At 45.8% G+C, this 20819-nt stretch carries 23 protein-coding genes and 1 other annotated feature; of the genes, 5 read left to right on the top strand and 18 right to left on the bottom strand.

Annotated features, from left to right (window positions below; genetic code table 11):
• Positions 1–34: 34 nt before the first annotated feature.
• Positions 35–481: a large conductance mechanosensitive channel protein MscL gene (gene mscL, locus A5878_RS00330; protein WP_005226421.1), complete on the top strand. Its 447-nt coding sequence runs from the start codon at positions 35–37 to the stop codon at positions 479–481.
• Between the two features lie 95 nt (positions 482–576).
• On the opposite strand, the gene A5878_RS00325 is transcribed toward mscL, so the two are convergent.
• From A5878_RS00325 to A5878_RS00270, 13 genes are all read right to left on the bottom strand, one after another.
• On the bottom strand, positions 577–1029 hold the full coding sequence (locus A5878_RS00325; protein WP_010748489.1) for a GNAT family N-acetyltransferase: 453 nt from the start codon (positions 1027–1029) through the stop codon (positions 577–579).
• Positions 1030–1090: 61 nt separating this feature from the next.
• Positions 1091–1336, bottom strand: coding sequence for a Veg family protein (locus tag A5878_RS00320; RefSeq protein ID WP_005226417.1), 246 nt, complete (start codon positions 1334–1336; stop codon positions 1091–1093).
• A gap of 87 nt (positions 1337–1423) precedes the next feature.
• A complete protein-coding gene (locus A5878_RS00315) occupies positions 1424–1987 on the bottom strand; it encodes a sigma-70 family RNA polymerase sigma factor (RefSeq protein ID WP_015508689.1) in 564 nt (187 codons plus the stop codon).
• A 95-nt stretch (positions 1988–2082) separates the two neighbouring features.
• A complete protein-coding gene (locus tag A5878_RS00310; RefSeq protein WP_010748486.1) occupies positions 2083–2601 on the bottom strand; it encodes an NYN domain-containing protein in 519 nt (172 codons plus the stop codon).
• The gene (gene rlmB, locus A5878_RS00305) at positions 2598–3437 is read right to left on the bottom strand and encodes a 23S rRNA (guanosine(2251)-2'-O)-methyltransferase RlmB (RefSeq protein ID WP_010748485.1); all 840 of its coding nucleotides are present in this window, start codon (positions 3435–3437) and stop codon (positions 2598–2600) included. Before rlmB ends, A5878_RS00310 begins: the two co-directional genes overlap by 4 nt.
• Positions 3403–3825: a Mini-ribonuclease 3 gene (locus A5878_RS00300; protein WP_005226405.1), complete on the bottom strand. Its 423-nt coding sequence runs from the start codon at positions 3823–3825 to the stop codon at positions 3403–3405. The genes rlmB and A5878_RS00300 overlap by 35 nt, the downstream gene beginning before the upstream one ends.
• Entirely contained in the window at positions 3822–5234 is a 1413-nt protein-coding gene (gene cysS / locus A5878_RS00295) for a cysteine--tRNA ligase (RefSeq protein WP_086294309.1), read from the bottom strand. Before cysS ends, A5878_RS00300 begins: the two co-directional genes overlap by 4 nt.
• Positions 5227–5763 (bottom strand): serine O-acetyltransferase EpsC, encoded by a 537-nt coding sequence (gene epsC, locus A5878_RS00290; protein WP_026008130.1) that lies wholly within the window; start codon positions 5761–5763, stop codon positions 5227–5229. Before epsC ends, cysS begins: the two co-directional genes overlap by 8 nt.
• Positions 5764–5828: 65 nt before the next feature.
• Positions 5829–6027: a binding site (T-box leader), on the bottom strand.
• Positions 6024–7481, bottom strand: coding sequence for a glutamate--tRNA ligase (gene gltX, locus A5878_RS00285; protein ID WP_005226398.1), 1458 nt, complete (start codon positions 7479–7481; stop codon positions 6024–6026). It overlaps the preceding feature by 4 nt.
• Before the next feature lie 169 nt (positions 7482–7650).
• Positions 7651–8790 carry a PIN/TRAM domain-containing protein gene (locus tag A5878_RS00280; RefSeq protein WP_086294308.1) on the bottom strand — a complete coding sequence of 380 codons (1140 nt, stop codon included), beginning with the start codon at positions 8788–8790 and terminating at the stop codon, positions 7651–7653.
• Positions 8791–8825: 35 nt separating this feature from the next.
• Complete coding sequence (locus A5878_RS17640; RefSeq protein WP_254907659.1) at positions 8826–8957, bottom strand: hypothetical protein; 132 nt, start codon at positions 8955–8957, stop codon at positions 8826–8828.
• 1 nt (position 8958) lies between these two features.
• A complete protein-coding gene (radA, locus tag A5878_RS00275) occupies positions 8959–10329 on the bottom strand; it encodes a DNA repair protein RadA (protein ID WP_005226394.1) in 1371 nt (456 codons plus the stop codon).
• Positions 10330–10373: 44 nt separating this feature from the next.
• Complete coding sequence (locus A5878_RS00270) at positions 10374–10883, bottom strand: dUTP diphosphatase (RefSeq protein WP_086294307.1); 510 nt, start codon at positions 10881–10883, stop codon at positions 10374–10376.
• 189 nt (positions 10884–11072) lie between these two features.
• Here A5878_RS00270 and proB point away from each other — a divergent pair, with 189 nt between their 5' ends.
• Together proB and A5878_RS00260 are read left to right on the top strand one after the other, a co-directional pair.
• Positions 11073–11888: a glutamate 5-kinase gene (gene proB / locus A5878_RS00265; protein WP_005226390.1), complete on the top strand. Its 816-nt coding sequence runs from the start codon at positions 11073–11075 to the stop codon at positions 11886–11888.
• Positions 11885–13129: a glutamate-5-semialdehyde dehydrogenase gene (locus tag A5878_RS00260; RefSeq protein WP_086294306.1), complete on the top strand. Its 1245-nt coding sequence runs from the start codon at positions 11885–11887 to the stop codon at positions 13127–13129. The genes proB and A5878_RS00260 overlap by 4 nt, the downstream gene beginning before the upstream one ends.
• A 103-nt stretch (positions 13130–13232) precedes the next feature.
• Here the strand turns inward: A5878_RS00260 and A5878_RS00255 are convergent, their stop codons facing one another.
• Complete coding sequence (locus tag A5878_RS00255; protein ID WP_010748477.1) at positions 13233–13634, bottom strand: DUF4809 family protein; 402 nt, start codon at positions 13632–13634, stop codon at positions 13233–13235.
• A gap of 150 nt (positions 13635–13784) precedes the next feature.
• On the opposite strand from A5878_RS00255, the gene A5878_RS00250 reads away from it, so the two are divergent.
• Positions 13785–13988, top strand: a complete 204-nt coding sequence (locus A5878_RS00250) for a hypothetical protein (protein ID WP_086294305.1) — start codon at positions 13785–13787, stop codon at positions 13986–13988.
• Positions 13989–14043: 55 nt separating this feature from the next.
• Here the strand turns inward: A5878_RS00250 and A5878_RS00245 are convergent, their stop codons facing one another.
• Positions 14044–14862 (bottom strand): ZIP family metal transporter, encoded by an 819-nt coding sequence (locus tag A5878_RS00245; protein WP_016608938.1) that lies wholly within the window; start codon positions 14860–14862, stop codon positions 14044–14046.
• A gap of 208 nt (positions 14863–15070) precedes the next feature.
• On the opposite strand from A5878_RS00245, the gene A5878_RS00240 reads away from it, so the two are divergent.
• Positions 15071–16693, top strand: coding sequence for an ABC-F family ATP-binding cassette domain-containing protein (locus A5878_RS00240; protein WP_005226380.1), 1623 nt, complete (start codon positions 15071–15073; stop codon positions 16691–16693).
• Between the two features lie 100 nt (positions 16694–16793).
• Here the strand turns inward: A5878_RS00240 and A5878_RS00235 are convergent, their stop codons facing one another.
• From A5878_RS00235 to dnaB, 3 genes are all read right to left on the bottom strand, one after another.
• Entirely contained in the window at positions 16794–17669 is an 876-nt protein-coding gene (locus A5878_RS00235) for a DegV family protein (RefSeq protein ID WP_005226378.1), read from the bottom strand.
• 140 nt (positions 17670–17809) lie between these two features.
• Positions 17810–19102 carry an adenylosuccinate synthase gene (locus A5878_RS00230; protein WP_086294304.1) on the bottom strand — a complete coding sequence of 431 codons (1293 nt, stop codon included), beginning with the start codon at positions 19100–19102 and terminating at the stop codon, positions 17810–17812.
• 247 nt (positions 19103–19349) lie between these two features.
• The gene (gene dnaB, locus A5878_RS00225; protein ID WP_005226374.1) at positions 19350–20720 is read right to left on the bottom strand and encodes a replicative DNA helicase; all 1371 of its coding nucleotides are present in this window, start codon (positions 20718–20720) and stop codon (positions 19350–19352) included.
• Positions 20721–20819: the final 99 nt, after the last annotated feature.

The following is a 20819-nucleotide window of genomic DNA, read 5'->3' as shown; positions in this document are numbered from 1 at the left end:
TACTGTCAGTAAGATTTAGAAGGGAGGATACAGGATGATTAAAGAATTTAAAGAATTTATTTTACGAGGAAACGTCATTGACTTGGCGATCGGGGTCGTGATCGGGAGTGCCTTCACCGCAATCGTCACTAGTTTAGTTGAAGGATTGCTGACACCATTGGTTTCATGGATCTTATCACTCTTTGGTAACGCCGATGCCTTTTCTGGTTTGGTCTTTGAACCTGCCAAAAATGTGGTCTTTGATTTCGGCCGCGTAATTACTGCCATTATTACGTTCTTGATTACCGCATTTGTCTTGTTCTTGATTGTCAAAGCAGTCAACAAACTACGCAATCTGAAACAACAACCTGAGGAAGAAGAAGTACCAGAAGTCACTGCAGAGGATTATTTAGAAGAGATTCGTGACCTTCTAAAAGCGCAAACGCCTCCTGCCAACACTGTTGATCCACGTCCAACATCATTGGATGATACGATCCGATAAAAAAACGGCTCTTAGTCAATAAGGTCGAAAGAAGCGATTCGGATTCATCCGATCCATCAATCATAGCGCTAAAAGAAGCAAGCACGCGAACCTCGCTAGAGAGTCGCTGTGCTTGCTTCTTTTTTCATCCCGACATGCAGGATCCCGTCTTCATAAAAAGGCGGTGTAATGGTTTTAAAGCCATATTGGCCGTAGAATTTTTCTAAGTGGGCTTGTGCTTCGATCTCAATAGGCAAAGCTGGATAACACTGCTCAATGCGATGCAAAACTTCTTTGATCAGACGATGGCCTTCTTTTTGCCCTCGGTATGCTGGTGCCACAATGACCCGACCAAAATGCACCGTTTGTTCCTGCTGGAAAATACGGGCGTACGAAACGATCTGCCCTTCCTCATCAAGGGCCCATAAATGTTTGGCTTGTGCATCGATCGCATCGATCTCTTGATACGCACACGCTTGTTCCACCACAAAAACCGCTGTACGCAAACGGGCAAGCTGATAAAACTCCACCCCAGTCATTTCCCCTAACTCTTTTAGAAAAAACGCCATCCCATCACTCCTTATCTTATTGAACCAAAAAAGAGTCAACAAAGTGTCAACTCTTCTTGTTTCAAACAGCTTCTGATAAAAATTCAATCTCAACAGTTCTGGTTAAAATATCTGAATAACTATAAGAAACCCGCTCGAATGAATTCTCATTTGGATCCAAATCTACAACAAAAACTGAAGGATAAGTTTCTGTCAAAACGCCGCGACGTTCAGTTTGACGCTTACGTCCAGTCTGAGCAACTAGCATAATCTCACTACCGATACGGCCTTCTAAATCTTTCTTGATCGTAGCTAAAGTTGTTGGCATCGCATTCACCTCGAGCATCATCATACCACGAAAAGCAGAAAATTTCAAGTTTACCATAAAATAATTCTACTTTCAATAAGATTTTTGTTAAACACCCTTGATAAGCGCTATCAACTTTGTCCGACCGCGACTGAAAGCGCTTTTTATTTTTTCATAAGGCAGCTTTTCTTGAGCGGCAATCTGATCAAGTTCTAATCCTTTTAAATAATTCATTATAACCATTCGTTCTAAAGACGATAAACTTTTCGGATACTCTGCCAACGATTCATTAACGAACAAGTAGGTCTCTGCAGTTTCCGCACAGCGATTATGATCGGTCAAAAACCGATTGCCTTCTTGTAAAAGCTTTTCTTCCAGCGAGCAGGCATCGACTTGGGCTTTGCGTTTTTGGGCATGCTGCGCCCGCAACAGGCTGCAGATACGGTTCTCAAAGGAACGCTTAAACAAGATACCGATCGTCGTTCCTTTGTCCTTATCGTAAGTCTTTAGACACTTATTAAAAACGATCCTGCCTTCTTGCAGCCAATCATCTAAGTCATAATCCCGCAGATAATATTTTTTATGCAAAATCTCAACGATCGGTCGATATTTTCTGAACAACTCTTCAAATCTATCTGAACGGTGCGATACTTGTCTTTCCTTTGTGCGCATCGAGATCACTCCTTTTGTTTTTGGTTCATTTGCTACAAAAGGAGCGTATCATAAATGGCTGGGACATCTTCTAATTTACCAGACCAACTTTGTCCCTAACTAAGGTCTTGCAATTTCTTTTCAAGTTCAGCTAATTGTTCAGGTGACCAAGGGGAGTTGCGTCGGAAATTTTCAAACCGCAAGTCGGTTTGATGCTCGTGGATGTCTTTTTCCGTTTTTTCCACGCTTTTGTACAATTCCCGTGCCGAAGTTCGCAAAGCACCTTGAGAGAAGATCACCCACTGTTCGGCTAAATCGCTGGTAGCGACGGTGACTTGGGTCAATCGATTGTTTAATTCACCAGCGATTCGTTCGATGTAGCTGTCGGCGGTCTCTCCTTCTTCGGTAAAAATAACTTCCAGCTGATATTTGGTGTAACTTTGGGTCACACCAGGCACAAGTTGAGCATCAAAAACAACGATGATTTTCAACCCTTCATATTTTGCATAATTCGACAGCCGATTCAGTAAGGCTTCTCGGGCATCTTCTAAACGGTCCTGATTTTTCAAAAGAACCAGCTCCGGCCAAGCGCCAATCATATTGTAGCCATCCACGATCAGCAAAGGGGTTTTCATTGGGACGCCCCATTTCGGCTAGTAAAGGCCTGATACATCAACAAGCCTGCCGCCACACTGGCATTTAAGCTCTGCACGTGCCCAGTCATTGGGATCGTCAGCATTTGATCCACTTCTTTTTTCAAACCTTCCCCCATGCCGCGACCTTCGTTGCCGATGATCAAACCGACCGCCCCTTGGGCATTCCATGTGCGGTAATCACTGCCACTCATATCAGTACCGAAGATCCAAAAACCAGCTTTTTTCAGCTGCTGGACTGCTTGGGTCAAGTTGGTCACACGGGCCACAGGGATATGTTCCACTGCGCCGGTCGACGTTTTCACCACGATCGGCGTGATCCCCACCGCACGGTGTTTTGGAATGATGATCCCGTCTACGCCGCTGGCATCAGCGGTTCGCATGATGGAGCCGAAATTATGGGGATCTTCTAGATTATCTAAAATCAGATACAGCGGCTGTTCTTTCGTTTGGGCCAACAATTCATCCAAGGTCAAATACTGATAAGGGGTGATCGCCAAGATCATGCCTTGATGGACCCCTTGGTCACTCATCGTATCCAGCTTTTGTTTTGGCACCCATTTGACCGGAACTGCCTGTTCCCGCGCCATTTCTTTCAAACGATCGATTTTTTCTCCCCGGGCTTCTTCGGAAAGAAACAGCTTGTTGCCTCGCCCTTCTTTCAAGGCTTCAGCAACCGCATGATAGCCGAAGACAAAATTATCTTCGATGGCTTCTCCAGCGGCTTCTTTGCGGCGATCCGGTCTATTTTCTTGTCTGGCTTCTGATCGGCCAGCTGTTTTTTTATTTGGACGCTTTCTTTGCGGTTTTTCTCGCATCTTCTTCTCCTACTTTCTTTATACACCAGTCTATTAGCTCGTCTAAGCGTTCTTGTTGCTGCGTGAGGTGCAAATACCCGATCAGCGATTCAAAGCCAGTAGCGATACGATACGTCGTGACATCGGCATTTTTGGCGCCCGTATGGCTTTTACTATTGCGGCCGCGGCGGTAAAAATCATGTTCTTCTTCGGTCAGGATCTCTTCATCCAACATCTTTTGGATCAATGCCGCTTGGGCTTTGGCCGACACATAGTGGGTCGCCATATGGTGCAGTTGGTTCGGGCGGGTTTGGCCTTGGGCGACTAAATAATCGCGAATATAGACTTCATAGACCGCATCCCCCACATAGGCCAATGCCAAACCATTCAATTGTTTATAATCTCTCATGCTTCTCGTCTCCATCGGGTTCCTTGCGGGGTATCTTCTAAGATGATCCCTTGTTCTTTCAACTCATCACGGATTTGGTCGCTGCGGGCAAAATCTTTGGCTTTGCGGGCGGCGATCCGTTCATTGATCAGCTGTTCGATTTCTTCATCCAGCAATTCTTCGGATACAAAATAAATCCCGAAAATCGTCAGCCATTCGCTGAATTTGGCTAATCCAGCCGCTAATAAAGCCAAATCTGTTTCTGGGTCTTCGCTAGCTAAGTTCAGCCACTTCGCCAATTCATAGACCACAGTGATCCCGTTAGCCGCATTGAAATCGTCGTCCATTTCTTTGACGAAACGTTCTTCAAATTCTTCCAGAACCGCTGCATGGACTTCCTCATCGCTGGCTTGATAATGACTGCTATTCAAGCGGAATTTGGCATTTTCATAGGTCGTCCGCAATTTTTGCAGGTTGGTTTGTGCTTCATGCAAGGTAGTCTCACTGTATTTGATTGGTCGGCGATATTGGGTCGTTGCCAAAAAGAAACGCAGCACCTGCGGATCAACTTTTTTGACCATCTCATGCACTGTGACGAAGTTGCCCAGTGACTTACTCATTTTTTCTTCGTCTTCACCGATCGTCACATAGCCGTTATGCATCCAATAGTTGGCAAAGGTCTTGCCAGTTTTCGCCTCGCTTTGGGCGATCTCATTTTCATGATGCGGGAAGGTCAAGTCTTGTCCGCCTCCATGAATATCGATGGTCTCGCCTAGGTGTTTGGTCGCCATCACCGAGCATTCGATATGCCAGCCAGGACGACCGGCTCCCCAAGGAGATTCCCAAGCGATCTCATCGCCTTTTGCCGCTTTCCACAAAGCAAAATCCAACGGATCTTCCTTGATTTTTTGTTCTTCACCGGTCCGCTGACTTGCGCCGACTTCCAGCTCATCGATGGATTGGTCGCTTAATTGCCCATAGTGAGCAAATTTACGGGTACGGTAATAAACATCGCCATTGACTGGATAGGCATAGCCTTTTTCTACAAGAGCAGCAATAAAGGCAATGATGTCTTCGATATGATCCATCACACGAGGATTCATCGTAGCAGGTTTGACGTTCAGCGCTGCGGTATCTTCATTGAAGGCGTTGATAAAACGCTCTGCCACTTCTGGGGCCGTCGTGCCTAATTCTTTTGCCGCACGAATGATTTTATCATCGACATCGGTAAAATTCATCAAATAGTCCACTGTATAGCCGCGGTATTCAAAATAACGGCGTACGGTATCAAACGACACAGTACTGCGGCCATTCCCGATATGGATGTAGTTATAGACGGTGGGTCCGCAAACATACATTTTTACTTTTTTTTCTTCTAATGGCTGAAACACTTCTTTTTCCCGTGTCAGCGTATTATAGATTTTAATCATCGTGGGTAACCTTCTTTCCTTTGATTCGAACGATCTTTGCTGGGATTCCGACAGCAGTTGCTTCTGCGGGGATATCCTTCAAAACCACTGCATTGGCGCCGATCTTTGCACGCTCACCGATCGTGACAGGGCCTAAGATCTGCGCATGGGCTGAGAGAAACGCACCGGTTTTGACCGTGGGATGACGCTTGCCCCGCTCTTTACCGGTTCCCCCTAAGGTGACACCGTGAAACAAGACGACATCATCTTCAATGATCGCCGTCTCCCCGATCACGACGCCCATCCCATGATCGATAAAGACCCCTTGGCCGATCTGCGCACCAGGATGAATCTCGATCCCAGTCAAGAAACGCCAAAACTGGGCCGTCAGTTTTGCCAAAAAATACCAGCGATGCTGAAACAAAAAATGCGACCAACGATGCCAAAACAAGGCATGAAATCCTGGGTATGTGATGATGATCTCCAACGTTGATCGTACCGATGGATCATGTTTTTTTGTTGCCGCAATTGCTTTTTTGAACCAAGTCATCTTCTCACCTACTTTATCCAAACTTCTTGATACGAAAAAAGCGTCTTTCAAATAAGTTTCCTTATTCAAAAGACGCTTTTTTGCGTGGTCCCACTTTTGTTCGCAGTTCGGCACTGCCTTCAAGCGGGTAACGTCCGCTGCTTCGTCTTTGACTTGCGCCAAAGCCACTCCTAGGTGCATTTCCTAGCCTTTTTTGACCACTCTCACCTTCCGTGGTCTCTCTGAAAAAAATCGGCTAGTACTTCGTCTATTCGCTGTGTTTATAACACGTTATTCAAATGATCAAGGGCTTTTTCTTTCCCTAATAATTCAACGGTATCTGGTAGTTCTGGTCCGTGGGTTTGGCCTGAGACCGCCACGCGGATCGGCATGAATAAATTCTTGCCTTTGATGCCTGTTTCTTTTTGGATCTCTTTGATGGCTGCTTTGACTGCCGCAGCCTCAACGACTGGCATCGCCTGTAATTTTTCTTTAAAGGCTGTCAAAACCGTCGGTACAGTTTCTCCTGCTAAGACTTCTTTGGCTGCATCATCTAATTCAGGGTGTTCTTCGAAGAACAATTCCGAAAGGTCGACGATTTGTGCCGCAAAACTCATTTGCGGTTGATACAAGGAAACGATTTTTTTCAACCAAGCAGCTTTTTCTTCGGTCAATGTTTCTTCGATGCGACCGGCTTTTGCCAAGTAAGGGACGCACATTGCCGTCAATTCATCCAGATCCATTTGTTTCATGTACTGGTTATTGACCCATTCCAACTTCTTGGCATCGAAGGCAGCTGGTGATTTGCTCAACCGTTCAGGATCAAAGATTTTGATCAATTCTTCTTGAGAGAAGATTTCTTCTTCCCCTACTGGTGACCAGCCTAAAAGTGCAATGAAGTTGAACATAGCGTCTGGTAGATAACCCAACTCACGGTATTGCTCGATGAATTGGAGAATCGATTCGTCCCGTTTGCTTAATTTTTTCCCGGTTTCGCTATTGATGATCAACGTCATATGCCCGAATTCTGGTGCTTGCCAGCCAAATGCTTCATAGATCATCAACTGTTTTGGTGTGTTGGCGATGTGGTCATCTCCACGCAGCACATGGGTGATTTTCATATGATGGTCATCGACTGCTACTGCAAAGTTGTAAGTCGGCATACCGTCACGTTTTTGGATGACAAAATCGCCACCGACATTATCTGATTCAAAAACGATCTCGCCTTTGACCATGTCGTGGAATTTGTATTCAGTATTGCGAGAGACACGGAAACGAATCACTGGTTTCAAGCCTTGTGCTTCTTTTTCGGCTTGCTCTTCTGGTGTTAAGTTGGCACATTTCCCTGCATAATGGGGCATTTCGCCACGAGCTCTTTGGCCTTCACGTTCGGCTTCCAATTCTTCTTCCGTACAATAACACTTATACGCACGATTGCTTGCAAGCAATTGATCGATCAGTGGTTGGTAGATATCGCCGCGTTCTGATTGACGATACGGACCGTATTCTCCTGGATTTTCAGGTGATTCGTCCCAATCCATTCCTAACCATTGCAAGTTTTCAAGCTGGCTTTTTTCACCATCTTCAATGTTTCTTTTTTGATCGGTGTCTTCGATTCGGATAATAAATTCACCGTCATTATGACGAGCAAACAAATAATTGAATAAAGCCGTCCGAGCATTCCCGATGTGTAAATGTCCTGTTGGACTTGGCGCGTAACGTACACGTACTTTTGTCATTGTTTTCCTCTTCCTTCATCTGATTTCCAAGCCAGCCAAGCTGCTTGGGGCTTATTGTTCAGTTTAGTGGGAAAGACCCGCGTAAAAAACAGAACCCTCAAGTTGAATTGTACAATCAATAACCCAATTAGTAAAGGCAGCTGGCATATTTTACGCCAGCTGCCTAGGATTATTTCTCTGATTTCGATCCTTCTTTGTTGTCGATGCCGCGACCAGAATGGGCTGGTTTGGCAAAAATCATCCGCCCAGCTACCGTTTGCAAGGCGCTGGTGACGATCACTTCGATGTGTTCATTCATGTAATGCTGGCCATCTTCCACCACGACCATCGTCCCGTCATCTAGATAAGCGACCCCTTGCTGGCGCTCCGTGCCAGCTTTCACCACTAAGACGTGCATGCTTTCTCCTGGAATCACCACTGGTTTGACCGCATTGGCCAACGCATTGATATTCAAGACAGGCACATTTTGAAATTCAGAAACTTTGTTTAGATTGTAATCATTGGTCACGACGACACCATCCAGCATCTTCGCTAACTTGATCAGCTTGCTATCAACTTCGGAAATGTCTTCAAAATCGCCTTCATACATCTCAACTGCGATTCCTTCTTCTTTTTGCAAAGCATTCAAAATATCCAAGCCGCGGCGGCCCCGAACCCGTTTCAAACTATCGCCAGAATCTGCGATGTATTGCAATTCGTACAAGACAAAATTCGGGATCAGCAAGACGCCTTCTAAAAAGCCCGTTTTAGCAATGTCATAGATCCGACCATCAATGATCACGCTGGTATCCAAAATTTTGTATTTGTGGAAATGGTCCGCGATCTTTCTTTCCAGCATCTGCTGTTCATCTTGCTCTTGGGGCTCTGCCTTTTTGTTTTTCGGGGCAAAGACTTTTTTCCATTCATCGATCCGTGTCGTCCCGATCTGAAAACCGAGATACCCTAACAGGACCATCACTAAGATTGGGGCGATCCCGTTGATAAAAGGAATATCCCAATTGTAAAAAGGAATCGACACGATCACACCGATCATCAGACCGATGATCGAACCAATTGCGCCAAACAAGAGATACGTTAAGCTCAATTCACTTAGTTTTTCTTCAATTTTGCGAATACCGGCTGCAATATATTTCGCTAATAGTAAAGATAATAAAAAGAAAATAAGGGCTCCAAGCAAACTATTAGTGATGTTATTATTCAGCCATTCATTTTGGGTTTGCCCAATGGCTTGCCATGCGATAGGCATCAGTGAGATCCCCAGACTTGCTCCGGCAAGTACCATTAGTGCGGTAATGACTCGTTTCTGCATACATGTTCCTCCATACTCCAGTAAGTTTCTTTTGTTCAAAAATCCGTGCTGCCAGACAGGCTCCTTCCGCCAGTCAGCGGCTGTCGGTCGGTTGGTTCAACCAAATGAACCAGCAGCGTCAGGGCAAGAGGAGAGGCGATTGCCCCTTGCTCTTGCATTGACTCCACTTTAACGGAAGACTTTCCGCAAGGTTTCGGCTAAGGTAGACACGCCTTCGACTTCGATGCCTTTGGGCGGCTGCCAGCCAGTCAGATTATTTTTAGGCAAATAAACTTTCGTAAAACCTAGTTTTTGCACCTCTTTGACCCGTTGCTCGATCGCGTTGACTCGGCGAATCTCACCCGTCAAGCCAATTTCACCGATAAAACACTCCGTCGGGCTGGTGCCTTTTTCTTTGTAGCTAGACGCGATACTAACAGCGATCGCTAGATCGATCGCGGGTTCATTTAATTTGACCCCGCCGGCTGCTTTTAAGTAGGCATCTTGATTTTGCAGCAGCAAGCCTGCCCGTTTTTCTAAAACCGCCATGATCAGCGAGACGCGGTTGAAGTCTAGCCCCGTCGTCGTGCGTTTGGCATTGCCGAACATCGTTGGCGTGACCAGTGCTTGGATTTCCACCAAGATTGGCCGACTGCCTTCCATTGCCACTACGATCGCCGATCCAGTTGCGCCTTCTAAGCGTTCTTCCAAAAAGACTTGTGACGGATTGGCGACTTCTTTCAACCCGCCTTCTTCCATTTCAAAAATCCCGATCTCATTGGTGGACCCAAAGCGGTTTTTTACGGCCCGCAAAATTCGAAAACTGTGGTGCTTTTCGCCTTCGAAATACAAGACGGTATCCACCATATGCTCCAGCATCCGCGGTCCTGCGATCGAGCCTTCCTTCGTCACGTGGCCAACGATAAAGATGGCGATGCCATTGGTTTTGGCGATTTTCAGCAATTCTGCGGTCGTTTCTCGCACTTGGCTGACACTGCCTGCCACGCTGGTGATATCCGGTTGGGTCATGGTTTGGATCGAATCGATGATCACATAATCTGGGCGGATGTTTTCGATCGCTTTACTGATCTCTGACATGTCCGTTTCCCCATAGAGATAAAATTCTGTGTCGATGGCGCCTAAGCGCTGCGCCCGCATTTTGATTTGTTCGGCACTTTCTTCTCCTGACACATACAAGACCGTCCCGCCGATCGCTGCTAATTGCTGGGAAACTTGCAAGAGCAGCGTCGATTTTCCGATCCCTGGATCCCCACCGATCAAAATCAAGGAGCCTGGGACCACGCCGCCGCCTAAGACGCGATTCAACTCAGCAAGTTTCGTTTGGACCCGCGGTTCTTTTTTCGGTACGACATCGGCGATTTTCGTCGGCTGCATCTTTTGCCCCGTCAATGTCGTACGTACTCGACGATCGGCGGTTTCTTGGATCACTTCTTCCACCATTGAATTCCAGCTGCCGCAATTGGGGCATTTCCCTAAATATTTAGGGGAACTATACCCACAATTTTGACAGACAAATTGACTTTTTGCTTTTTTTGCCATTGATCTCCTCCACTACTTCTATCAAACAGACCCCCAGGCAGGATTTACTGATTCGAGGAGCCAAAGCCGCCGGTTCGGCTGGCAGTGGTTGTATCTTGATCAGCTTTTAAGAACGGCAAGAAAATTCCTTGGCCGATCCGTTCGCCTTTTTTAATGACGACATCTGTGGGGCCGAAATTGGTAAACTGAAACATGATATGCCCTTCATTATCTGGATTGTCATAGTAATCGCTGTCGATGACGCCGACACCATTCGTCAAGACTAAGAAACGTTTCAAAGGATTGCTGGAACGATTTGTCAGCTGCAAATACTCGTCTTCCCCCATATAGGCTTTGATCCCCGTGGGAATCAAGGTTGGCTTCAACTGTTTTGCGGTCTCTTTCGCAAAAAGCGCTTTGACCCCGTCGATCACGCCCGCTTTCCAAATGCTTGGCACCACGATTTCTTCCGCTGCTTCAAAGTCGTAACCAGCCGCATGATGGGTGACACGTTGAGGCAAGGTGATGCTTTTTTCTTTATATGCTGTAATAATTTCAAATCCTCGTAATTTCATGGGTTCCTCCAATAATAAAACATATAGCTATTTTAGCATAGGAAGAACTATTTTCTTCATGGAAAACACAATTATCGAAAAGTCTTTACAATTTCTTCGTTTAAAAATAGACCAAAAAGAAAAAAGGACATGACGAAACGCCCGTTTGCGAGTACAATAGAAAAAATATCAAAAAATAGGCGGTGGCATATGCGCGCAGATCTTTCAAACAAAAACCGAATCGTTGTAAAAATCGGCACCAGCTCGTTGATTTATCCCAATGGTGCCATCAATCTAGCTGGCATCGATGAATTAGCCTTTGTCTTAGCAGCTTTGCAAAACCAAGGCAAAGAAATCATCTTAGTTTCTTCTGGTGCGATCGGTGTTGGCATGAACAAGTTGAATTTGAAAGAACGACCCGTGGAGATCCCGCAGCAGCAAGCCGTGGCCGCCGTTGGCCAATCGGAACTGATGACGATCTACAACCAGCGTTTTCAAAGCTATAGCCAGCAGACTGCACAGATCCTGCTGACCAGAGACATCATCGAATTTCCCCAAAGCCGTCAAAACGTTAGCAACACCTTAGAGCAATTACTTACGATGGGGATCATCCCGATCATTAATGAAAACGACACGGTAGCAGTGGATGAATTGGATCATCTCACCAAATTCGGCGACAATGACCAGCTGTCAGCGATCGTCGCTCAGTTGACGAAAGCCGAGCTTTTGATCATGCTTTCTGATATCGACGGCTTTTATTCCGCCAATCCGCTGAATGATCCTGAGGCCGTCTTGTATTCCGAGATCAATGAAATCACCCCAGAACTTTTAGAACAAGCTACGGGAAAAGGCAGTCCTTATGGAACCGGCGGTATGACCAGTAAACTAAAAGCCGCCCAACGTATCTTAGACTTGAACAGTCACATGCTGCTGGCTAACGGCAAGCAGCCGAAAATTATTTTTGACTTGCTCGCAGGGGAACCTGTCGGCACCCACTTTTATCAACGAACGGAGGATGAGCAATGAGCAACTTGCAAACGATCGGTCAACAAGCTCAAGCAAGCGCCCAGACATTAAGCTTACTGAGTGCCAGTGAAAAAAACCACCTACTGGCAGCGATGGCCGATGCTTTAGAAAAAGCTACCGAGACGATTTTAGCTGCTAATCAACAAGATCTAACCGCCGCAAAAGCCAAAGGAACCAGCCAAACGATGCTAGATCGTCTGTTGCTGACAGAACAACGGATCACCGAGATGGCTAACGGCATCCGAGAAGTCGCCCAATTGCCCGACCCAATCGGTGCCGTGGATAAAATGTGGCGCAATGCTGACGATCTTTTGATTGGTCAACAACGAGTGCCTTTAGGGGTCATCGGCATCATCTACGAAGCCCGCCCTAATGTCACCACTGACGCAGCTAGTCTGTGTTTCAAATCAGGAAATGCCGTGATTTTGCGTGGTGGAAAGGAAGCCTTCCACTCCAATCAAGTCCTCGTGACTATTTTACAAGAGGCTTTAGCTGCCAATGGACACTCCCGCCATGCGATCCAGTTTATCGAAGACACGAGCCACGAAACAGCGGCTGAGCTGATGCGGCTGACAGATTACTTGGATGTTTTGATCCCTCGGGGAGGCGCCGGCTTGATTCGTCGTGTCAAAGAGACCGCCACGGTGCCAGTGATCGAAACCGGCACCGGCAACAATCATATCTACATCGACCAAGCAGCCCAGCTGCCGATGGCACTGGCGATCGTCACGAATGCAAAGACGCAACGCCCTTCTGTCTGCAATGCCATCGAAACGATCCTCGTCCATGAAGCAGTGGCAGCGGAGTTTTTGCCTATGGTAGAAAAGCAGTTTGCCGAGCAAGTCGAATTGCGAGGGGATCAAAAAGCGTTGGCGTTTTTGAACAATGCACAGCTTGCCACTGAAGAGGACTGGGCAACCGAGTTTTTAGACTATATCTTAGCGATCAAAGTGGTGGCTTCGCTAGAAGAAGCCATTGCTCACATCAATCGCTACAATACGAAGCACTCCGAAGCGATCATCACCGATGATTATTTCGCTTCCCAACGCTTCTTGAAAGAAGTTGATGCGGCGGCGGTTTACGTCAATGCCTCGACCCGTTTCACGGATGGCTTTATGTTTGGCTTTGGTGCCGAGATCGGCATCTCGACGCAAAAACTCCATGCCCGTGGGCCAATGGGGTTAGAAGCACTGACTTCTACCAAATACATTATTTATGGCGAAGGCCAGATCCGTAAGTAACGATACGAAAAAACAGCCACTTGCTGTCATGACTTCCAATAGTTAGACTAAAAAGCTAACTTTAAAAGGTCGGTACATGCGCAAGCGGCTTTTTTTCGTCCTCTTATGCTTGTGCAGCCCGCAGAACGAAGGAAATCGGTTCGATGCCAAACAATTCTGTCAGCACTCGATTGGTTGTGGCAAAGACGTCAGCTTCGCAACTCTTTTTCGGACAAGAAATCGTCTGTCCTTTGCTGGAAAACGTATCCTGACGGCTGCCCTCTACGAAAATTACTTCTTGCGTTCCTTTTTGATAGATCAATCCTTCGTCTTCTTCTAATAATAAGCGCGTCTGCCACTGATTGATCTGGGCAATTGGCATCACCAATGCAGCAGCATCCAAGTTTTCTAACGAAAAACTACGACCATCCGGCAGCTGCAGCGTGAAAGTATTGAGTTCATAAGGCAAACAGGCATTGCACCCTCCTTCTGTGATGACTTGGCTCGTGAGAATTTCTGCATTCATTCTTTTTGACTCCTTTCATGATTCATTCATGTTTAGTTTATCACAAACCTATGGCGCACGGCGGAGCAATTATTCCGTCTTAAGTTGGATGTGTTTCTTTTTCTTTCTTGTTATGCTTGGGATAAGAAAAAAAGTCTAGGAGGAGTCACAATGAATACAGAAAGTTTATTAGGAAGAATCGTTACTGTCGTGGCAGTTTTAATCGCAGCATCCCTTGTTTTATCCGTTGTATTAGGCATTGTTGGTGGGTTGATCGGATTGGTCTTCCGTTTCGGGATTCCTTTGCTGCTAGCCGTTTTGATCGTTCGCTGGTTAACATCGATTCGCCAAAAGCCAAGAAAATATTATCGTTAATTACAAGTAAATCAAAAACACCTGACTTTTGGAAAGTCAGGTGTTTTTTTATCGATCAGCCTAATGCTACATCTAAAACCATCATTAAGATAAAGCCTAGCATGACGCCAAAGACCGCAAAATGGCGGCGACTAGACAAGGTTTGCTGCGCTTCTGGAATCAATTCTTCCACCACTACATAGATCATAGCACCCGCTGCAAAAGCCAACGCATACGGCAAGACAGCGGACATACTCGTTACTAGCAAAGCTCCGATCACACCGGCGATCGGTTCTACGATCCCTGACGCTTGCCCGTACATAAAGGCTTTGGTTCGGCTTAACCCTTCTTGGCGCAAGGGGATCGAAACGGCTGCGCCTTCTGGAAAATTTTGGATCCCGATCCCGATCGCTACCGAAAGCGCCGCTAAGATCGCTGCTCGCGGATCATCGGCACTAGCCGCCGCCCCAAACGCTACCCCTACCGCCAAGCCTTCTGGGATATTATGCAGCGTGATGGAAAAGACCAGCAAGATCGTTCGCTTCAAATGACTGGGCAAACCTTCTGTTTCATGATTCGGCCCAAAATGCATATGCGGGAGCGTCTTATCTGCTGCATATAGAAACAAACCACCCAAACCAAACCCGATGCTGACCACAAGCCACGGAATGTCGCCATTTTCTTCGGCTCGTGCGATCGCAGGATCTAATAACGACCAAAAACTAGCAGCGATCATCACGCCAGAGGCAAACCCCAACATTGTATTCAGGACATTTTTATTGATTTCTTTGAAGAAAAAGACTAGCGCTGCCCCAAGCGCCGTCATACCATACGTAAAGATTGTCCCCGCCAACGCTTGCTGCCATGGCGACAATCCAACCAACCAATCCACCATTCGTCTGCTCCTTTGTCTAACTATTCTACCAATACTCTAGCATAGGAAGCCGTCAGGTTCTACTAGGAAGGCAGCAGCAGCCAAAATTTTTCTTTCACCAGCCCTAAGCCTTTCCTGATGAAATCCTCGGCTTTACTTGAAAGTTTCAACATTCATCGCTATAATGCTAGGAGACTCCATGTCAATTTATATAAAGTGAGGAAAAGAATTGATTACAGTAAGTGATGTAAGTTTGCATTTTTCAGACCGCAAACTGTTTGATGATGTTAATATTAAGTTTACGCCTGGTAATTGTTATGGTTTGATTGGTGCAAATGGTGCTGGTAAATCAACTTTTTTAAAAATTTTATCTGGTGAGATCCAACCTTCAACCGGGAATGTGTCTTTAGGTCCTGATGAACGGATGGCTGTCTTGAAGCAGAACCACTATGATTACGAAGAGTTTCCAGTGATCGAAACGGTCATCATGGGCCATAAACGTCTCTACGAAGTGATGAAAGAAAAAGACGCGATCTACATGAAGGAAGACTTTTCTGATGAAGATGGGATTCGTGCCGCCGAACTAGAAGGCGAATTTGCGGAACTTGATGGCTGGGAAGCAGAGCCCGAAGCAGCTGTTCTTTTGCAAGGCTTGAACATTCCCGATGAATTGCATCATGTCTTGATGAAAGATCTAACTGCTGGTCAACGGGTGAAAGTCTTACTCGCACAAGCCCTTTTCGGTAAGCCAGACGTCTTGCTCCTAGATGAGCCTACCAACGGATTGGATATCCAATCTATCAACTGGTTAGAAGAGTTTCTGATCAACTTTGACAACACCGTCATTGTTGTTTCCCATGACCGCCACTTCTTAAATAAAGTTTGTACCCATATGGCCGATCTAGACTTCGGCAAAATCAAATTGTTTGTCGGCAACTATGATTTCTGGTTGGAATCAAGCCAATTAGCTGCGAAATTACAATCCCAATCAAATGCCAAAAAAGAAGAGCAGATCAAAGAACTGCAAGACTTTATCGCACGCTTTAGTGCCAATGCATCAAAATCCAAACAAGCAACATCTCGGAAAAAAATGTTGGATAAAATCACTCTTGATGATATTCAACCTTCGTCTCGCCGCTACCCGTTTGTCGGTTTTAAACCAGAACGTGAAATCGGGAATGACTTGCTGCAAGTCGACAATGTCAGTGTGACGATCGACGGCAAAAAGATTTTAGACAATATCTCTTTCACCTTGAACAAAGACGACAAAGTCGCTTTTGTTGCCAATAGCGATATCACCACCACAACGCTATTCAAAGTCATCATGGGGGAAATCACTCCTGATACAGGTAGTGTTCGTTGGGGCGTGACCACGCAGCATGCCTACTTGCCAAAAGATACGACCAGCGAATTTGATACGGATACCCCGATCGTTGATTGGTTGCGTCAATACGCAAGCAAAGAAGAAGACGACAATACCTTCTTGCGCAGCTTCCTAGGTCGCATGTTGTTCTCTGGGGATGAAGTATTAAAACCCGTCAATGTTCTTTCCGGGGGCGAAAAAGTTCGCTGCATGTTGTCGAAAATGATGCTTTCAAAAGCCAACGTACTGGTATTGGATGATCCAACCAATCACTTGGACTTAGAATCGATCACCGCATTAAACGATGGCTTGATGGCCTTCACCGGCTCATTGTTGTTTGCTTCTCATGACCACCAATTTATTCAAACCCTTGCGAACCGTATCATTGCGGTCTCTAGCAAAGGCGTGGTGGATCGTGCCGAAACGACCTACGATGAATTCTTAGAAAACAAAGATGTCCAAAAACGCGTAGCAGAAATGAATCAATAAGCTGCTTTTGAAAAAAAGAACGCTCCAGTTGCCCGCCACCAAGGCTGCAACTGGAGCGTTTCTTTTATTTTTCCTAGGTGCTTCGGGTATTTTTGGCAGGTTACGCTTGTTCTAAACGGGCTTTGCCGAATGAAAACAGCGCCAAGCAGCCGTAGCCGGTATGACTGGAGATCGTTGGACCTAATGGATAATGATGAATAATAATGTCAGGAATTTTTTCGGTCAAACGTTTGATGACTTTCTCCGCCGCTTCGGCATCGCCAGCATTGGCAAAATAAACCGTATTGGTTTTTGATTCGTGAAGATTGGCGATGGTTTGATCTACGATTTTTTGGATCGCTTTGTTGCGTCCCCGCACTCGATCAACGCTGCGTAATTTTCCCGCAGTATCGACGGTAATAATTGGTTTCACGTTCAGCAATCCGCCGATCGCTGCCGCCGTTTTAGAGATTCTGCCGCCGCGTTCCAATTGTTTTAAATCGTCGACGGTGACCCATGAATCTAAACGCAGTTTGTTTTCTTCTACCCATTGGCTGACTTCTAGCAACGAACGTCCTTGGGCTTTTTGTTGGGCTGCTTCAGCCACTAAGAAGCCTTCGCCTAAACTCGCAGAGCGCGTATCGATCAAGGTGATCGCAACTTCTTTGTATTCTTCTTTTAGTAAGGCTACGGCTTGGACGGCACTTTGGAATGAGCCGCTCATTCCTGAAGAAAAACCTAAATAAAGGACCGGTGTGCCCGCTTCGACATACGGCCGAAAATACTCCATATAACGTCCGACATTGATTTGAGAAGTTGTCGGCTGCGCATGTTCTTTTAGTTTTCCTAAAAACCATTCCGTATCAAATTCTTTGCCCATATCATCGATATATTCTTTGCCGTCTAATTCGATCAGCATCGGAATATACGCAACATCTAGCTCCGCTAATCTTGCTGCTGGTAAATCACAGCAGGAATCTGTCATGATTTGAAACATGGTTTCACCCCTCTCGTTACCCCCTATTATAGCAAAAAAAGAACAAGACAGAAGAAATTCTCATCAAAAGCAGCCAAACTTATCGTTGACTGCTTTTGACACAGGAGTTCTTCGTCTTGTTCTGAAGCTTTTGCGTCAGATTAGATTTGCGCCCAAACACTTTCTAAAATGTTGGTTTGGCTGCGGTCTGGTCCTACCGAGAAGGTCGAAATGCGGACACCGACTAATTCAGAGATGCGGTGAACGTAATTGCGTGCATTTTCTGGCAGATCTGCTAATGTTTTGCAGCCAGTAATGTCTTCAGACCAGCCAGGAAGTTCTTCGTAGACTGGTTTGCAGCGGTTCAACTCTTTCAAGCTTGCTGGGTAATGATAGATCAATTCGCCGTCTAGTTCATAAGCCGTACAGATCTTCACGGTTTCTAAGCCGCTCAAGACATCGATCGAGTTAAGGGATAGGTTCGTGATCCCTGAAACACGTTTTGAATGGCGCATCACGACGGTATCAAACCAGCCCACACGGCGAGGACGTCCTGTCGTTGTTCCGTATTCACGACCGATCTTACGAATTTGTTCACCTGTTTCATCAAACAGTTCCGTTGGGAAAGGACCATCTCCTACCCGAGAGGTGTAAGCTTTGCAGACACCAACGACTTTGTTGATTTTTGAAGGACCCACACCACTACCAATAGTGACTCCCCCAGCAACGGGGTTGGATGATGTCACGAAAGGATAGGTTCCTTGGTCGATATCCAGCATCACGCCTTGTGCCCCTTCAAATAAAACCCGTTTGCCTTCATCTAAGGCATCGTTAAGGATCACCGAAGTATCCGTCACATATTTTTTGATTTGTTGGCCATATTCGTAATACTCTTCAAAAATGTCTTCAAAGGCGATTGGCTTTGCGTCAAACATTTTCACGAATTGACGATTTTTTTCTTCTAAGTTGATACGCAGACGTTCTTCAAAAATTTCTTTGTCTAAAAGATCAGCGATCCGAATGCCGACTCTGGCAGCTTTATCCATATAGGCTGGTCCGATCCCTTTGATCGTGGTACCGATCTTGTTGTCACCTTTAGCATCTTCTTGCAGCTGATCCAATTGGATATGGTAAGGTAAAATAACATGTGCACGATCAGAAATCTTTAAGTTTTCTGTTATTATATTGTTTTCTTTCAAGTATGCTAATTCTTTAACTAATGATTTCGGGTTCACAACGACCCCGTTTCCAATGACACTGATTTTATCTGCATAAAAGATCCCAGAAGGAATCAAATGCAGTTTATAGGTCACACCGTCAAATTTAATCGTATGGCCGGCATTGTCTCCACCTTGATAACGTGCAATGACTTCCGCGTTTTCACTCAAAAAGTCCGTAATCTTTCCTTTACCTTCATCGCCCCATTGTGTACCTACTACTACTACAGATGACATATAATGACCTCTTTCTTTAATTAGTGCATTCCCTAAGTATTGTAACAAGATTCGCAAGCTCTTTCAATCTAAAATCGAATAATCGTTTTAAATTCTCATTTTTCAGGGGTAAAAAACGAACTATTTTCTTCTCAATAATTATTTATACACGTAAAAACGAATAAAGTCGGCACATAAAAAAAGCCCTGCTGCCATCAGCGCAATGCAGACGGCAGCAGGAGCCTTGGTTTCTCACATCGTTGGTGTCTTACCCGAACTCTTCTCGCGGCGAGACCGAGGAGAACTTATTGTATTCTTTGATAAATAGAAGTTCGACGGTCCCTCGGGCACCACTCCGGTTTTTCTCGATAATGACTTCGATCACATTGTTGTTTTGTTGTTCTTCTGGTTCATCGTCATCGTCGCCTTCGCTGCGGTAGTAGTCATCTCGGTACAAGAAAGCAACGATATCGGCATCCTGCTCGATCGATCCTGATTCCCGAATATCACTTAAAACAGGACGCTTGTCTTGTCGTTGTTCCACACCCCGAGAAAGCTGAGACAGTGCGATCACTGGCACTTTTAATTCCTTCGCCAGTTTCTTTAATTGGCGAGAGATCTCAGAGACTTCTTGTTGGCGGTTTTCGCGACCCGTTCCTTCAATCAGCTGCAAATAGTCGATCAAAATCAAGCCGAGATTGCCTTTTTCTTGCGCCAGTTTCCGACAACGCGCCCGAATCTCAGAGATCTTGATCCCAGGGGTATCATCGATATAGATATTGGCGTTAGAAAGACTGCCCATGGCAACGATCAAATTGCGCCACTCTTCTTCTGAGAGCTGCCCCGTCCGCAAGTGACTGGCCTCAATCGAGCCTTCCGCACAAAGCATCCGGTTGACCAATGATTCAGCCCCCATTTCCAGACTAAAGATCGCCACGGAACGATCGGTTTTCGTTCCGACATTTTGTGCGATATTCAAGGCAAACGCGGTTTTCCCTACCGCGGGGCGGGCAGCAAGAATAATCAGCTCTTCTTTTTGCAGCCCCGCCGTCATTTTGTCTAAAGCCGCATAACCCGTAGGTAATCCGGTGATTTCTTCGTTGTTTTGCGCCAACTGATCGATCGTTTCGATCGTCCGATTCAAGACTTCCGCTATCGATTGGAAGCCATTGCTATTGCGCTTTTCGGATACTTCTAAAATACTTTTTTCTGCTTGATCAATGATCGACTGCACATCTTCATCTTGTTCAAAGCCTTTGGTTACGATGCGGCTCGCTGTTTGGATCAGATTGCGTAACGTGGCTTTGTCGTCAACGATCTTCGCATAATAAGCAATACTTGCTGCTGATGGTGAAGCTTGACTCAGTTCAGTCAGATACGTCAGGCCGCCAACATCTTCAAGACTGTTGCTTTTTTCAATTTCTGCTTTCAACGTAATCAAGTCGATCGATTCACTACGGTCGTTCAACTGGATCATTGCTTGAAAAATTATTTGATGGCTGCGGCGATAAAAATCTTCTGGGGCGATTACTTCCATTGCATCGATGATCGCATCGGCATCTAAAAAGACTGCCCCTAGGACCGCTTGTTCCGCTTCAATATCTTGTGGGGGAACTTGATTTTGCCAAACTTCATTCATGCCATTCGCTCCTTCGTCCATTCATTCTACAAGATTCCCATCCAAAGTACAAGATTGCTTGGACGTTTGCCGAAAAAAACCCCAACATGTGACTGTTGG

The sequence above is a fragment of the Enterococcus sp. 3G6_DIV0642 genome (genome assembly GCF_002140635.1).
In the GTDB taxonomy this organism is placed as follows: Bacteria; Bacillota; Bacilli; order Lactobacillales; family Enterococcaceae; genus Enterococcus_D; species Enterococcus_D casseliflavus.
This window is presented reverse-complemented; position numbering and strand designations above follow the sequence as displayed.

Coding starts and splice junctions, on each gene's coding strand:
- mscL (WP_005226421.1), top strand. CDS start 35: ATGATTAAAGAATTTAAAGAATTTATTTTACGAGGAAACGTCATTGAC.
- A5878_RS00325 (WP_010748489.1), bottom strand. CDS start 1,029: ATGGCGTTTTTTCTAAAAGAGTTAGGGGAAATGACTGGGGTGGAGTTT.
- A5878_RS00320 (WP_005226417.1), bottom strand. CDS start 1,336: ATGCCAACAACTTTAGCTACGATCAAGAAAGATTTAGAAGGCCGTATC.
- A5878_RS00315 (WP_015508689.1), bottom strand. CDS start 1,987: ATGCGCACAAAGGAAAGACAAGTATCGCACCGTTCAGATAGATTTGAA.
- A5878_RS00310 (WP_010748486.1), bottom strand. CDS start 2,601: ATGAAAACCCCTTTGCTGATCGTGGATGGCTACAATATGATTGGCGCT.
- rlmB (WP_010748485.1), bottom strand. CDS start 3,437: ATGCGAGAAAAACCGCAAAGAAAGCGTCCAAATAAAAAAACAGCTGGC.
- A5878_RS00300 (WP_005226405.1), bottom strand. CDS start 3,825: ATGAGAGATTATAAACAATTGAATGGTTTGGCATTGGCCTATGTGGGG.
- cysS (WP_086294309.1), bottom strand. CDS start 5,234: ATGATTAAAATCTATAATACGCTGACACGGGAAAAAGAAGTGTTTCAG.
- epsC (WP_026008130.1), bottom strand. CDS start 5,763: ATGACTTGGTTCAAAAAAGCAATTGCGGCAACAAAAAAACATGATCCA.
- gltX (WP_005226398.1), bottom strand. CDS start 7,481: ATGACAAAAGTACGTGTACGTTACGCGCCAAGTCCAACAGGACATTTA.
- A5878_RS00280 (WP_086294308.1), bottom strand. CDS start 8,790: ATGCAGAAACGAGTCATTACCGCACTAATGGTACTTGCCGGAGCAAGT.
- radA (WP_005226394.1), bottom strand. CDS start 10,329: ATGGCAAAAAAAGCAAAAAGTCAATTTGTCTGTCAAAATTGTGGGTAT.
- A5878_RS00270 (WP_086294307.1), bottom strand. CDS start 10,883: ATGAAATTACGAGGATTTGAAATTATTACAGCATATAAAGAAAAAAGC.
- proB (WP_005226390.1), top strand. CDS start 11,073: ATGCGCGCAGATCTTTCAAACAAAAACCGAATCGTTGTAAAAATCGGC.
- A5878_RS00260 (WP_086294306.1), top strand. CDS start 11,885: ATGAGCAACTTGCAAACGATCGGTCAACAAGCTCAAGCAAGCGCCCAG.
- A5878_RS00255 (WP_010748477.1), bottom strand. CDS start 13,634: ATGAATGCAGAAATTCTCACGAGCCAAGTCATCACAGAAGGAGGGTGC.
- A5878_RS00250 (WP_086294305.1), top strand. CDS start 13,785: ATGAATACAGAAAGTTTATTAGGAAGAATCGTTACTGTCGTGGCAGTT.
- A5878_RS00245 (WP_016608938.1), bottom strand. CDS start 14,862: ATGGTGGATTGGTTGGTTGGATTGTCGCCATGGCAGCAAGCGTTGGCG.
- A5878_RS00235 (WP_005226378.1), bottom strand. CDS start 17,669: ATGTTTCAAATCATGACAGATTCCTGCTGTGATTTACCAGCAGCAAGA.
- A5878_RS00230 (WP_086294304.1), bottom strand. CDS start 19,102: ATGTCATCTGTAGTAGTAGTAGGTACACAATGGGGCGATGAAGGTAAA.
- dnaB (WP_005226374.1), bottom strand. CDS start 20,720: ATGAATGAAGTTTGGCAAAATCAAGTTCCCCCACAAGATATTGAAGCG.